The sequence below is a fragment of the Pseudomonas fulva genome, assembly GCF_023517795.1.
Classification (GTDB): domain Bacteria; phylum Pseudomonadota; class Gammaproteobacteria; order Pseudomonadales; family Pseudomonadaceae; genus Aquipseudomonas; species Aquipseudomonas fulva_D.
On sequence record NZ_CP082928.1, the window covers coordinates 2,765,337 to 2,778,289 of the forward strand.

11 protein-coding genes are annotated in these 12,953 nt (G+C 66.5%); 6 read left to right on the plus strand and 5 right to left on the minus strand.

What is annotated here, in order from left to right:
• Window position 1 precedes the first annotated feature (1 nt).
• From K8U54_RS12500 to gcvH, 5 genes are all read left to right on the plus strand, one after another.
• The gene (locus K8U54_RS12500) at window positions 2-1,219 is read left to right on the plus strand and encodes a 2-octaprenyl-3-methyl-6-methoxy-1,4-benzoquinol hydroxylase (protein ID WP_249906163.1); all 1,218 of its coding nucleotides are present in this window, start codon (window positions 2-4) and stop codon (window positions 1,217-1,219) included.
• A 94-nt stretch (window positions 1,220-1,313) separates the two neighbouring features.
• A complete protein-coding gene (locus K8U54_RS12505) occupies window positions 1,314-2,315 on the plus strand; it encodes an extracellular solute-binding protein (RefSeq protein WP_249906164.1) in 1,002 nt (333 codons plus the stop codon).
• A gap of 163 nt (window positions 2,316-2,478) precedes the next feature.
• Window positions 2,479-4,032, plus strand: coding sequence for an ABC transporter permease (locus K8U54_RS12510; RefSeq protein ID WP_249910442.1), 1,554 nt, complete (start codon window positions 2,479-2,481; stop codon window positions 4,030-4,032).
• A 207-nt stretch (window positions 4,033-4,239) separates the two neighbouring features.
• Window positions 4,240-5,334, plus strand: coding sequence for a glycine cleavage system aminomethyltransferase GcvT (gene gcvT, locus K8U54_RS12515; RefSeq protein WP_249906165.1), 1,095 nt, complete (start codon window positions 4,240-4,242; stop codon window positions 5,332-5,334).
• An 82-nt stretch (window positions 5,335-5,416) separates the two neighbouring features.
• Entirely contained in the window at window positions 5,417-5,800 is a 384-nt protein-coding gene (gcvH, locus tag K8U54_RS12520) for a glycine cleavage system protein GcvH (RefSeq protein ID WP_249906166.1), read from the plus strand.
• A gap of 66 nt (window positions 5,801-5,866) precedes the next feature.
• Here gcvH and K8U54_RS12525 read toward each other — a convergent pair whose 3' ends face one another.
• The 5 genes from K8U54_RS12525 to K8U54_RS12545 all read right to left on the minus strand — a co-directional run bounded on the left by K8U54_RS12525 (window position 5,867) and on the right by K8U54_RS12545 (window position 11,962).
• On the minus strand, window positions 5,867-6,169 hold the full coding sequence (locus K8U54_RS12525) for a DUF2388 domain-containing protein (RefSeq protein ID WP_070886036.1): 303 nt from the start codon (window positions 6,167-6,169) through the stop codon (window positions 5,867-5,869).
• 103 nt (window positions 6,170-6,272) lie between these two features.
• Complete coding sequence (locus K8U54_RS12530) at window positions 6,273-7,880, minus strand: methyl-accepting chemotaxis protein (RefSeq protein ID WP_249906167.1); 1,608 nt, start codon at window positions 7,878-7,880, stop codon at window positions 6,273-6,275.
• Between the two features lie 50 nt (window positions 7,881-7,930).
• Window positions 7,931-9,715, minus strand: coding sequence for a GspE/PulE family protein (locus K8U54_RS12535; RefSeq protein WP_249906168.1), 1,785 nt, complete (start codon window positions 9,713-9,715; stop codon window positions 7,931-7,933).
• Between the two features lie 90 nt (window positions 9,716-9,805).
• On the minus strand, window positions 9,806-10,537 hold the full coding sequence (locus tag K8U54_RS12540; protein ID WP_249906169.1) for a DUF502 domain-containing protein: 732 nt from the start codon (window positions 10,535-10,537) through the stop codon (window positions 9,806-9,808).
• 54 nt (window positions 10,538-10,591) lie between these two features.
• Window positions 10,592-11,962, minus strand: coding sequence for an inorganic triphosphatase (locus K8U54_RS12545; RefSeq protein ID WP_249906170.1), 1,371 nt, complete (start codon window positions 11,960-11,962; stop codon window positions 10,592-10,594).
• A 299-nt stretch (window positions 11,963-12,261) separates the two neighbouring features.
• Here K8U54_RS12545 and K8U54_RS12550 point away from each other — a divergent pair, with 299 nt between their 5' ends.
• Window positions 12,262-12,942: a TIGR00153 family protein gene (locus tag K8U54_RS12550; protein WP_249906171.1), complete on the plus strand. Its 681-nt coding sequence runs from the start codon at window positions 12,262-12,264 to the stop codon at window positions 12,940-12,942.
• Window positions 12,943-12,953 lie beyond the last annotated feature (11 nt).

Genomic DNA, 12,953 nt, shown 5'->3' on the forward strand with positions numbered 1-12,953 from the left:
GATGCGTGCAGACCTGATCATCGTCGGTGCCGGAATGGTGGGCAGCGCCCTGGCGCTGGCCTTGCGCGAGCAGGGCCTGGAGTGCCTGGTGCTCGACGGCGGGCCGATGCGCGTCGAGCCTTTCGACGCCAGCGCCGGCTATGAGCCGCGGGTCAGCGCCCTGTCGATGGCCAGCCAGCGCATTCTCGAGCGCCTCGGCGCCTGGCCCGGCGTGCTGGCGCGGCGCAGCTGCCCCTATAGCGAGATGCACGTGTGGGACGGCAGCGGCACCGGCCATATCCATTTCAGCGCCGCCAGCGTGCATGCACTGACCCTCGGCCATATCGTCGAGAACCGTGTGGTACAGGACGCCCTTGTCGAGCGCCTGCATGACAGCGACGTCGGCCTGTTGGCCGATGCGCGCCTGGAGCGCATGCGCCACTCCGGCGATGACTGGTTGCTGACCCTGGCCGACGGCCGCGAATTGCGCACGCCGCTGGTGATTGCCGCCGATGGCGCCAACTCGGCGGTGCGCCGCCTGGCGGGCTGCGAAACCCGCGAATGGGATTACCTGCACCATGCCATCGTCACCAGCGTGCGCTGCGCCGAGGCTCATCAGGCGACGGCCTGGCAACGCTTCACCGACGAGGGGCCGCTGGCCTTCCTGCCGCTGGGCGAGCGCGACGGCGAGCACTGGTGCTCGATCGTCTGGTCGACCACGCCGGAGCAGGCGACCGGGCTGATGGCGCTGGATGACCAGGCTTTTTCCACCGCCCTCGGCCAGGCATTCGAATACCGCCTGGGCCAGGTGCTGCAGGTGGATCGTCGGCTGTGCATTCCGCTGCGCCAGCGCCATGCCAAGCGTTACGTGGAGCCGGGCCTGGCGCTGATCGGTGATGCCGCCCACACCATCCACCCGCTGGCCGGGCAGGGCGTCAACCTCGGCTTCCTGGATGCCGCGGTATTGGCCGAGGTGTTGGCACAAGCCGCTGCCCGGGGGGAGCGGCTGGCCGATGAGCGCGTGCTGAGCCGCTACGAACGCCGGCGCATGCCCCACAACCTGACGATGATGGCAGCCATGGAAGGCTTCCAGCGCCTGTTCCAGAGCGATTCACTGACGCTGCGCCTGGCGCGCAACGCCGGTCTGGATCTGGTCAATGGCCTGGAAGACGCCAAGGCATTGTTCGTGCGCCAGGCCCTGGGTCTGAGCGGCGACCTGCCGGCGCTGGCCAGGGCATGATGGCGCTGTAATATCTGGCAATGACCTCCCGGTGTGCGGTGCAGATGCGAGTCACTATCATCCTCGCTCCCTTATCGCTCACAAGGACCCTGCCATGTCGGTACGTCGCGCGCTTCTCGCCGTTTTCACCCTCAGCACCCTGGCCAGTGCCGTGCAGGCCGCTGATGAGGTCGTGGTCTATTCCTCGCGTATCGACGAGCTGATCAAGCCGGTGTTCGACGCCTACACCGCCAAGAGCGGTGTGGCGGTGAAGTTCATCACCGACAAGGAAGCGCCGTTGATGGCGCGCATCAAGGCCGAAGGCGAGAACACCCCGGCGGATCTGCTGATCACCGTCGACGCCGGCAACCTCTGGCAGGCCGAGCAGATGGGCATTCTGCAACCGATGAAATCCACCGTCGTCGACGCCAACATTCCCGCCCAATATCGCGCCGCCAGTGGTGCCTGGACCGGCCTGTCGCTGCGCGCCCGTACCCTCGTCTACTCGCCGGAGCGGGTGAAGGACGGCGAGCTGACCACCTATGAAGCCCTGGCCGACAAGAACTGGGAAGGCCGCCTGTGCCTGCGCACCAGCAAGAAGGTCTACAACCAGTCGCTCACCGCCACCCTGATCGAGACCCACGGCGATGCCAAGGCCGAAGCGATCATCAAGGGCTGGGTCAATAACCTGGCCACCGACCCGTTCCCGGACGACAACTCGGTGATCAACGCCGTGGCCGCCGGCCAGTGCGACGTGGGTATCGTCAACACCTACTATTTCGGTCGCCTGCACGAGCAGAACCCGGACCTGAAGGCCAAGCTGTTCTGGCCGAACCAGCAAGACCGCGGCGTGCACGTCAACCTGTCCGGCGTTGGTCTGACCAAGCACGCACCGAACCCCGAGGCTGCCCAGAAGCTGGTCGAGTGGATGACCAGCGCCGAGGCGCAGAACATCTTTGCCGACGCCAACAAGGAGTTTCCGGCCAACCCACAGGTGAAGCCCTCGGCGGAAGTCGCCTCCTGGGGTGAGTTCAGGGCCGACAGCATCGCCGTGGAAGTGGCCGGCAAGCGCCAGGCCGAGGCCATTCGCCTGATGGATCGCGCTGGCTGGAACTGATTACTGACCGCTGTGCCTGAACGTGCCGTCAGCGGCTAGTCAGGCGCTTGCAGGCGACGCCCCGGCATTGTCCGGGGCGTCGTGCTTTATACGTTTTGGAGTGTGTGTGGCCCATCAGACCCGCTGGTACCCCATCGCCTTTGCCGTGGCCCTGCTGGTGCTTATGCCATTGCTTGTGCTGCTGGCGAGCTGGCACGAGGTCGATCGGCAGATCTGGTCGCACCTGTGGCAGACCCAGCTGCCGCGGCTGATCGGCAACACGGTGACGCTGGTGCTCGGCGTCGGAGTCGGAGTGACGCTGCTCGGCGTGAGCCTGGCCTGGCTGACCAGCCTCTGCGAATTTCCCGGCCGGCGCTGGCTGGACTGGGCGCTGATGCTGCCCTTCGCGATTCCCGCCTACGTGCTGGCCTTCGTGTTCGTCGGCCTGCTGGATTTCGCCGGGCCTGTGCAGAGCGCAATGCGCGAATGGCTGGGCAGCGGGGTGCGTTTTCCCAGGGTGCGTTCCACCGCCGGGGTGATCATCGTCCTGGTGCTGGTGTTCTACCCCTACGTCTACTTGCTGGCGCGCAATGCCTTCCTGGCCCAGGGCAAGGGGCTGCTGGAGGCGGCGCGCACGCTCGGCCACACGCCCTGGCAGGCATTCTGGCGAGTGGCCTTGCCGGTGGCCTGGCCGGCGATCGGCGCTGGCCTGGCCCTGGCACTGATGGAGACCCTGGCCGATTTCGGCGCGGTCTCGGTATTCAACTTCGACACCTTCACCACCGCCATCTACAAGACCTGGTACGGCTTCTACAGCCTGGGCAGCGCGGCGCAACTGGCCTGCCTGCTGCTGTTCGCGGTGATGCTGGTGCTCTACGGCGAGCGGCGTGCCCGTGGCGCCGTACGGCCCGCCGTCGAGCGGCCGCGCAGCGGCGCGCTGTATCGCCTGAGCGGCCTGCGGGCGCTGGCGGCCAGCGCCTGGTGCCTGCTGGTGTTCGCCTGCGCTTTCGTGATCCCGATGCTGCAGTTGCTGGTGTGGTTCTGGCAACGCGGGCGCTTCGACCTCGATGAGCGCTACCTGGCGCTGATCCTCCATACCCTGTACCTGGGCGCCCTGGCGGCGCTGATCACCGTGGCGGTGGCCCTGCTGCTGGCCTTCGCCCGGCGCCAGGCACCAACCCGCTTGATGGGCGCCACCATCGGCCTGGCCAACCTCGGCTACGCGCTGCCCGGCTCGATGCTGGCGGTGGCGATCATGCTGGCCTTCAGCACCCTGGACAACGGCCTGGTCATTCCCTTGTCGAGGTGGCTCGGGGGCGCCGGCAAGGCGCTGTTGCTGGGCAGCCTGGGCGCGCTACTGCTGGCCTACCTGATCCGCTTTCTGGCGGTGGCCCATGGGCCCCTGGAAACCAGCCTGGCGCGCATTCGCCCATCGCTGGCCCAGGCGTCGCGCAGTCTGGGGGTCGGCGGCGTGGCATTGTTCGGGCGCCTGTACCTGCCGCTGCTGATGCCCGGCGTGCTGTCGGCGGCCCTGCTGGTCTTCGTCGACGTGCTCAAGGAAATGCCGGCCACGCTGCTGATGCGTCCCTTCGGCTGGGACACCCTGGCGGTGCGCATCTTCGAGATGACCAGCGAAGGCGAGTGGGCGCGCGCCGCGCTGCCGGCGCTGACCCTGGTGCTGGTGGGGCTGCTGCCGGTCATCGTGCTGATCCGCCGTTCCGCCCAGCGAATCGGATAAGCGGTCATCTGGCGATCCCAGGGCCCCTCGCCAGAGCCCGCCGGGCGCTTTGTTACACGGCCTGCCAATGTGCGAGATGACCGGCCCCGACCATGCGGCTACAATGCGCGCCATTCGCTGTGGCCCGCCATGCAGCCAGCTCCAAATTCACCTGGAATGGCCCATTTCACGCACGCCCCAGCCTTGCAACGCCCGGAAGGAGATCCCATGGGACAGCGCACACCTCTTTACGACCTGCACCTGGCGCTCGGCGCCAAGATGGTCGATTTCGGCGGCTGGGACATGCCGCTGCACTACGGCTCCCAGGTCGAGGAGCATCATCAGGTCCGCCGCGACTGCGGGGTGTTCGACGTCTCCCACATGACCGTGGTCGACGTGCAGGGCGCCGATGCCAGGCCGTATCTGCAGCGCCTGCTGGCCAACGACGTGGCGCGTCTGCAAAACCCGGGCAAGGCCCTCTACAGCGCCATGCTCAACGAACAGGGTGGGGTGATCGACGACCTGATCGTCTACCTGCTCGATACCGTCGAAGTACCGGCCTACCGGCTGGTGGTCAATGCCGCCACCCGCGACAAGGACCTGGCCTGGATGCGCGCCCACAGCAGCGAGTTCGCCGTCGAGTTGCGCGAGCGCAGCGACTTCGCGATGTTCGCCGTGCAAGGCCCCAAGGCCCGCGCCCGCACTGCCGAGCTGGTCAGCCAGGCACGTGCCGGCCTGATCCACGAGCTCAAGCCCTTCCAGGGCCTGCCCGATGGCGACTGGTTCATCGCCCGCACCGGCTACACCGGCGAGGACGGTCTGGAAATCATGCTACCGGCCGGCGAAGCCGTGGCGTTCTTCAACGACCTGGTCGGCGCCGGCATTTCCCCCATCGGCCTTGGTGCGCGCGACACCCTGCGCCTGGAGGCGGGCCTGAATCTCTATGGCCAGGACATGGACGAGCAGGCCTCGCCGCTGGCCTGCAACCTGGCCTGGACGGTTGCCTGGGAGCCGGCCGGGCGTGCCTTCATCGGTCGCGAGGCCCTGCAGCGCCAGCACGCGGCTGGCGAACACCCGCGTCTGGTCGGTGTGGTGCTCGAGGAGCGTGGCGTGTTGCGTGCGCACCAGGTGGTGCGCGTCGACGGCGTCGGCGAAGGCGAGATCACCAGCGGCAGCTTCTCGCCGACCCTGGGCAAATCCATCGCGTTGGCCCGCGTACCGGCGAAGACCGGTGACCGCGCGGAAGTGGAAATTCGCGGCAAGTGGTATCCGCTGCGCGTGGTGCAGCCGAGTTTCGTGCGCCATGGCAAGGTGTTGATCTAACGTCTACGCTGACGCGTCCGTGCGCGCCTGCTAAATTCCCCGGACGGCGCGGTCGCCGTCCTGTCTGATGAGGAACGACAACATGAGCTCTATCCCCGCCGATCTGCGTTACGCCACCAGCCACGAATGGGCACGCCTGGAAGCCGACGGCAGCGTGACCGTGGGCATCTCCGACCATGCACAGGAAGCGCTGGGTGATGTGGTGTTCATCGAGCTGCCGGAAATCGGCAAGGTGCTCGATGCGGGCCAGGAAGCCGGTGTGGTCGAGTCGGTGAAGGCCGCTTCCGACATCTACGCGCCAGTCGGTGGCGAAGTGATCGCCATCAACGAAGCCTTGGCCGACAGCCCGGAAAGCGTCAACAACGACCCATACGGCAGCTGGTTCTTCAAGTTGCAGCCCAGCGATGCCTCGCAACTGCAGAAGCTGCTGGACAGCGCGGGCTACCAAGCAAGTATCGACGGCTGAATCCCAGACGAGAAAGCCGGCCCCTGGGCCGGCTTTCTTGTCACTGCTGGGCAGTGGAGCGCTTCTTTACTGCTGGGCAGTGAGAATCGCGGTGGCCAGCTCCATGTCGCTGGCTTGCAGATCCGGGTTGTCGGTGCGGATCTTCTGCAGCGCCGCCTCCAGATAAGGGCCGCGGATTTCGCCGTTGCTGGCGATATAGCTGCTGGCGTCATCCTGGGCGGGGACGATCATCTTGTTGTCCTTGAAGGTCAGGTAGGTCGACGCGGTGGTCGCCCCCGACGACAGGACGTCGCGCAGGTTGACGGCATGGACCTGGGTGGCAGCGGCCAGAAACAGGCCGGCGAGCAGCAACGAACTTGAACGGCGCATGGCAATGACTCCTTGTGGGTTTTCCTCTCCTTGAGAGTCGGGCCACGGGCTACTGGTTCCACCGGCTTGCGGGGCAACAGCCAGGGTTGCCGCCACCTGCACGCTAGAGCTCGAAGCGCCTGACCGAGGCCTGCATGGCCTGGGCGGAGTTGTCCATCTGCACCAGCATCTGCGCCAGTTCCTGCATGGCCCGGTTGTTGCGCTGGGCCACCTCGCTGATCATTTCCACCCGCTCGGCGACTTCGTTGCTGGCCTTGGACTGCTCGGTGATGGTGTGGGCGATCTCGTCGACCATCTGCGCCGAGCGCTGCACGCCCTGGCGAATCTCGGTGATCGAGGCATTGGCCTGGCGAGCCATGCCGACGCCCTCGCCGACCCGGTTGACCCCGGCGTCCATGCTCTTCACCGCCTGGGCGGTGGATTCGCGGATGCGCTGGATCATCGCGGTGATTTCCTCGGTCGACTGCGCGGTACGGGCCGCCAGGCCGCGGACTTCATCGGCCACCACGGCGAAACCGCGGCCGGCTTCCCCGGCACGCGCCGCCTCGATGGCGGCGTTGAGCGCCAGCAGGTTGGTCTGTTCGGCAATGCCGCGGATCACCTGGATGATCGAGTCGATTTCCTCGGATGACTGGCCCAGCACGGTGACGGTCTGCGACGACTGATTGACCGCATCGGCAATGTGGTTCATGCCATCGACCACGCCGACGATCACCTGCCCGCCGCTGGTGGTCAGCTGTTCGGACTGCTCGGCAATGTCCCGGGCGCTGCGGGTGTGTTCGGCGATCTGGGCGATATTGCCGATCATCTGTTCCATGGCGGCGGCCATGCTGGTGGCACCTTCGGCCTGTTCGCTGGCGCCGCGTGCCACTTCGCTGGAGGTCTGGCTCAGGTGCTGGGAGGCGCGGCGCAATTCCTCGCTCTCGGTGCGGATGGTTTCGATCATCTGCCGCAGGCTGGCCTGCATGTCGGCCAGGCTCTGCTGCAATTGGCCGGCTTCGTCGCGGCTGTCGACGCTGATGGGCGCGCGCAGATTGCCCTGAGCCATGGCGCGCGCGGCCTGGATGATCTTGGCCAGGGGCTGCAGCACCGAGCGCAGCAACTGCCGGGTGATCGCCAGGATCAACAGGCAGGCGACGCCCAGGCTGCCCCATTGCCACCAGGAGGCCTGCTGCACCACGGCTTCGGTTTGTGCGCGGGTCTGGGCGACGCTGGCTTCGATCTGCTCGCTGATCGCTTCGTTGCGCACTTCCAGTTCGGCGAAGCTGCGCGAGAAGTCGGCCATCAGCGCGCGCGCCGCCACCGGGTCGACGAGGGCCTGTTCGACGATGCGGGTGGCCGACTGAATGTAGGCCTCCAGCACCGGACCAACCTCGTCGATGGCCTGTCGAATGTCCGGGGCCAGCGGCAATGCCGCATTCTTGGCCATGGCCTGGCGAAAGCGCGCACTGTGTTCCTCGAGATCGTCGCGGGCCTGGGCGGCGGCTGCGGCATCGCCGGGAGCGGTGAGAAAGGCGCCGAGCACGTCGGCGCGCAGGGCGTCGTGCATCATGTCGCCATCCATGTGGTGGCGCAGGGCATTGGCATTGATTTCGTTGGCCGCCAGGGCCTCACCCAACTGCGCCTGGCCCCACAGGCCGATGCCTCCGACCAGAAGCGTGGCAACGATACTGACGGCCCCACAGGCGAGCATCTTCTGGCGGATATTCATGGCGCCGCTCCTGGCGTAGGCGGGCTTCCCTGGGCCCGCGTTCGCGCAGATTAGCGCTGCTCGCTTTGCGGTGTCACGCGCAATACCTCTTCGAGTGTGGTCTGCCCGGCGGCGATCTTTTGCGCACCGGAAAGGCGCAGGCTGCGCATGCCATCCTTGAAGGCCTGGCGGCGTAGCGGCGTGAGGTCGGTATCGGCGCTGATCAAGGGTTTCAGGCTGTCGTTCAGCAGCATGATCTCGTACACCCCGGCGCGTCCGCGGTAGCCGGTTTCCCGGCATTCGACACAGCCCACGGCGCGGTGTGCGCCGGTTGGCAGCGGGGCGTTCCAGGGGCGGGTCAGTTCCTGCCAGTCGGCCTCGTCGAACTCCACCGGCGCCTTGCAGTGCGGGCACAGGGTGCGCACCAGGCGCTGGGCCATGACACCCAGCAAGGTCGCCTTGAGCAGGTAGTGCGGCACGCCCAGTTCGAGCAGACGGGTAATGGCGCTCGGCGCGTCGTTGGTGTGCAGGGTGGAGAGCACCAGGTGACCGGTCAATGCCGCCTGGATGGCCATCTCGGCGGTTTCCAGGTCGCGGATCTCGCCGACCATGATGATGTCCGGGTCCTGGCGCATCAGCGCGCGTACGCCGCTGGCGAAGGTCAGGTCGATGTTGTGCTGCACCTGCATCTGGTTGAAGGCGCCCTCGATCATCTCGATGGGGTCTTCGATGGTGCACACGTTCACTTCCTCGGTGGCCAGCTGCTTGAGGGTGGTGTACAGCGTGGTGGTCTTGCCCGAGCCAGTGGGGCCGGTGACCAGGATGATGCCGTTGGGCTGGCGGGTCATGCTTTCCCAGCGCTTGAGGTCATCGGGGCTGAAGCCCAGTTGGTCGAAACCGCGCAGCAGCACGTCGGGGTCGAAGATGCGCATCACCATCTTCTCGCCGAAGGCGGTAGGCAGGGTCGACAGGCGCAGTTCCACCTCGTTGCCGGCCGGCGTCTTGGTCTTCACCCGGCCGTCCTGGGGTTTGCGCTTTTCGGCGACGTTCATCCGGCCCAGGGTCTTCAGGCGGCTGACGATGGCCATGGTGACCTGGGCGGGGAACTGGTAGACGGTGTGCAGCACGCCGTCGATACGAAAGCGTACGCTGCCCTGTTCGCGGCGCGGCTCGATATGGATGTCGCTGGCGCGTTGCTGGAAGGCGTACTGGAACAGCCAGTCGACGATGTTCACCACGTGGGCATCGTTGGCGTCCGGCTCCTGATCCTGGGCGCCGAGGTTGAGCAGTTGCTCGAAGTTGCCGACGTTGCTGATCTTCGCATCGCTGTTGGTGGCGCCGCTGACCGAGCGGGCCAGGCGGTAGAACTCCACGGTGAAGCGCTGGATGTCCGCCGGGTTGGCCACCACGCGCTTGATCGGCCGCTTGAGCACGTGGACGAGGTTGGCCTCCCAGCTGTGCATGAACGGCTGGGCGCTGGCAATGGTCACCGCCTCGGCACTCACCGCCACGGCAAGGATCCTGTGGCGCTGGGCGAAGGCGTAGGACATCAGCGGGGTGACCGCCGCGGCGTCGATCTTCAGCGGGTCGATGCGCATGTAGGGCTGCCCGGCCAGCTGGGCCAGCCAGAGGGTCAGGCTTTCCAGGTCGAGAACGCGGCCCGGGCGCGACTGATCCTCGAGTTGCTGGGCAGCCAGGAACTCCAGCGGGTGCAGGTCGGTATTGGCGCCACTGCGGCGGATCGCCAGGCACTGCTCGGCGCTTTCCTGGGCGATGCGTCCCTGGCCGACCAGCTCGCGCAACAGTTCGTTGAGGTCCAGCAGGCGGTCGGCGGCGGCAGGCGAAAGGCTGGACATGCGGGCTCCTGATGGCGACGTATTCTAATAACGCTAGCAGCATGCCTGATTGAACCGGCGCCGACTAAGCGCCGGTTCAAGGTTCAGCTATCAGGCCTGCGGCCTGGGTGGTTGCTCGTCAGCCGGCGGCAACTGCTGCGGCGTGGCTGGCGCCTCGCTGTCGCGGCCATCTTCCAGGCTCTGCGCCGGCAGGGAGGGCGGCGGCGTGAGGCCCATGGACACATAGATGCTGGTCAGCGCGTCGACGCCCATGTTGGCCGGCTTCACCCATTCGGCCGGCACGTAGAGCAGGCCGCCGCCAACCGGAATCGGCGCCGTCGGCACCAGGATCGCCAGGTGCGGGCGGCCTTCCAGCTCCACCGTCTCGGAGGTCGGCTGCAGGGCCAGCACCGCCACCCCATCGCCGCCGCCGAAGAAGCACCACACCGGGCGCATGCTGGTGATGTCGGTGTTCTTCTTGTCGAGCAGGCCGACGAAGCGGTCGGCCAGGTTGTAGAAGTTGCCGATCAGCGGGGTACGCCGCAGGGTCACGTCGATCAGCCAGCCGAGCGGGCGGCGCAGGCCCAGTTTCACCGCCAGGCCGAGGGGATAGAGGCTGATCAGCAGCACCAGGGTACCGAGCAGGTAGGCCAGGTAGGGGTTGCTGGCGAACGGCGTGCCGAGCGCAGCGAACAGCCGGCCGATGGCCGTGGACGGGCCGATCAGGTTATTGAGCAGGCTGACCAGCCAGGCCAGCACCACCATGGTCAGGGCCAGGGGCAGCAGCGCCAGCAGGCCGGTGAGCCAGGTGGCGGCGATGGATTTCAGGCTGAGTTTGAACATCGAGGGGCATCCTGTCGTCGAGCGGGGCAGGTGGGGGGCCACCTGCCGTGTGCATCAGCCGTTCTTCAGCAGCGCTTTCCAGGGCTTGAGGCTCATGATGATCTGCGCCTGGGTCATGCGCGCCTCCAGTTCCTCTGGACTCAGCGGGCGCTTGGCCAGTTCAGCCAGTTTGTTGAGCTCGCCGAACAGCCGGTCGGTCTCGGCAACGTCGAGCGTGCCGCGGGCCAGGTGCAGCCAGAGCAGCAGGCGCTCCAGGCGCGGCAGTTGCTCGGCCAGGTCCTCGGGCTGCTGCTGGTAGCGCTTGAGTTGCAGGTCGCGGCCTTCTTCGGCGAAGAAGGTCGGCAGCCAGCTTTGCAGCGCCGCGGCGCCCTGGCGATCGCCACGCTTGTTGCGCGCGCTGGTCCAGCTGCGGGCCAGCAGCCAGCGCGAGGTGTTCAGCGAGAACCGGCCCCAGCGGGTCTGCGCCAGTTCGGCGGCGAACTGGGCCGGCGCCTCCTGGCGCGCGGCGTCGTCCTGCTGACCGGCCTGTACCCGGGGGCGCCAGTCTTCCAGCAGGGCATCGAGTACCTGGCGCAGTTCGCTGGTGCTGGCCCGCGGGGCGGCCTGGCCGAGGCTGCCGAACAGGGCGCGCAGCTCCACCAGGCAGTCCAGCCAGTCGACCAGCAGGCGCCAGTGGCCGTTGTGGCGGTACTGTTCGGCCAGGCGCTGGCTGCTGCCGAGCAGGAACCAGCCGATGGCGGCCACGGCGTCGTCCAGGCTCTGCTCGGCATCCAGTTGCGGGGTGGGGAGTTGCAGGCCGTAGCTGGCCTCGTCGAACAGGCGGTAGCCGCGCTCGGCCTTGCTGATGTCGCAGGGCATCAAGGGCAGGTCGGCGGCCAGCTCGGCGGCCAGTTCCAGCAGCGCCTCGGGCTCGCCCTGGCGCAGCTCCAGTTCCAGTTCGCAGATTTCTTCCTGTTGCTTGCCGGCGATCACCTTGCCCAGGTCCAGCGCCGCCTCGATGACCACCCGAGCCTTGCCGCGGCCCCAGGCGATCTCGGCGCGCTGGCGCACGAAGTCGGTGGTGAAGATCGGCTTGAGCTGCTTCTTGTCCAGCTCGGCCAGGGCGGCCGGCCAGCAGCTGTCATCGAGTTTCTTGAGATCCAGCTTGGCCTTGCTCAGGTACCAGTCCCACTCGTTGCGCTCCGACAGTCCGGCCACGCTCTGGCCGCGGCTCTTGAGGGTCTGGATGATCTGCTCGCCATCCTTGCGCAGGCGCAGGGCTACCCGGGCGGCTGCGAGGTCGCGGGCCTCGGTGTCGAAATACTGGTTGAACAGCTCGCTCGTCTCCCAGCCGGCCTTGCTGCGTTTCTTCAGCAGCGGGTGGGATTGCAGGGCGGCCAGGGTTTCGCGACTGGCGCGCAGTTTGATTTCGGTTTCTTTATTCATTGCGAGGGCTCGGTGAAGCGGCGACGGCGGCGGGGGTTGCACGGTGCGAGGCGTTGCCTCGCACGTTAGGCCGTACAGGGTAGAGGAAAAGCGCGGCGGATGCAGGTCGGCGAGTGCCACCGACGCCTGGGAGTGAGGTGCCTGAAATATTCATGTGGCTAGTTTCCCCGAAGTTAATCTGTTTTTCGTGGGAAATAAGTGACGAAATACGACTTTATTACCATCAGATGACACGTGCTGGCCTGCTCAGGATGTCATCCGTATACTTGCCGCCTCTTTGACAGACAGGGGTCACCCCCATGCCAAGCAATCCGTTCATCAGCAGCCTGTTCGGCCGCTCACCGATCGGGCCGATGCAACAGCATATCGCCAAGGCTCACGAATGCGCCGCCAACCTGGTGCCATTCTTCGAGGCGGTGATGGCCGAAGACTGGACGCGGGTCGAGCAGGTGCAACAGGCGATGGTGCGCCTGGAGAACGAGGCGGACAAGCTCAAGAAGAACGTGCGCATGCACCTGCCCAAGAGCCTGTTCCTGCCGGTGCCACGTTCCGACCTGCTGGAGTTGCTGAGCACCCAGGACAAGGTCGCCAACCGGGCCAAGGATATCGCCGGGTTGATGCTGGGCCGTTCCATGACCATTCCTACCGATCTGCAGCCGCTGATGCTGGCGTACGTGCAGCGGTGCGTGGACGCCAGTGCCCAGGCACTCAAGGCGATGAAGGAGCTGGATTCGCTGCTCGAGGCCGGTTTCGCCGGTCGTGAGGCCACCCTGGTCGAGCGCATGGTCGAGGAACTCGAGGAAATCGAGCGCGAAACCGACCGCCAGCAGATCGAGGTGCGCCGCACCTTGTTCAAACTGGAAAAGGATCTTCCCGCAGTCGATGTGATGTTCCTCTACCGGATCATCGACTGGGTCGGAGACATTGCCGATCGCGCCGAGCGCGTGGGCAACCGACTGGAACAACTGCTGGCGCGCTGAGCCGCCAGCAT

Excerpts from the sequence above, each read along its gene's own strand:
- K8U54_RS12525 (WP_070886036.1), bottom strand. The coding sequence starts at position 6,169 with ATGCGCCGTTCAAGTTCGTTGCTGCTCGCCGGCCTGTTTCTGGCCGCT.
- gcvH (WP_249906166.1), top strand. The coding sequence starts at position 5,417 with ATGAGCTCTATCCCCGCCGATCTGCGTTACGCCACCAGCCACGAATGG.
- K8U54_RS12540 (WP_249906169.1), bottom strand. The coding sequence starts at position 10,537 with ATGTTCAAACTCAGCCTGAAATCCATCGCCGCCACCTGGCTCACCGGC.
- gcvT (WP_249906165.1), top strand. The coding sequence starts at position 4,240 with ATGGGACAGCGCACACCTCTTTACGACCTGCACCTGGCGCTCGGCGCC.
- K8U54_RS12505 (WP_249906164.1), top strand. The coding sequence starts at position 1,314 with ATGTCGGTACGTCGCGCGCTTCTCGCCGTTTTCACCCTCAGCACCCTG.
- K8U54_RS12510 (WP_249910442.1), top strand. The coding sequence starts at position 2,479 with ATGCCATTGCTTGTGCTGCTGGCGAGCTGGCACGAGGTCGATCGGCAG.
- K8U54_RS12550 (WP_249906171.1), top strand. The coding sequence starts at position 12,262 with ATGCCAAGCAATCCGTTCATCAGCAGCCTGTTCGGCCGCTCACCGATC.
- K8U54_RS12530 (WP_249906167.1), bottom strand. The coding sequence starts at position 7,880 with ATGAATATCCGCCAGAAGATGCTCGCCTGTGGGGCCGTCAGTATCGTT.
- K8U54_RS12535 (WP_249906168.1), bottom strand. The coding sequence starts at position 9,715 with ATGTCCAGCCTTTCGCCTGCCGCCGCCGACCGCCTGCTGGACCTCAAC.
- K8U54_RS12500 (WP_249906163.1), top strand. The coding sequence starts at position 2 with ATGCGTGCAGACCTGATCATCGTCGGTGCCGGAATGGTGGGCAGCGCC.
- K8U54_RS12545 (WP_249906170.1), bottom strand. The coding sequence starts at position 11,962 with ATGAATAAAGAAACCGAAATCAAACTGCGCGCCAGTCGCGAAACCCTG.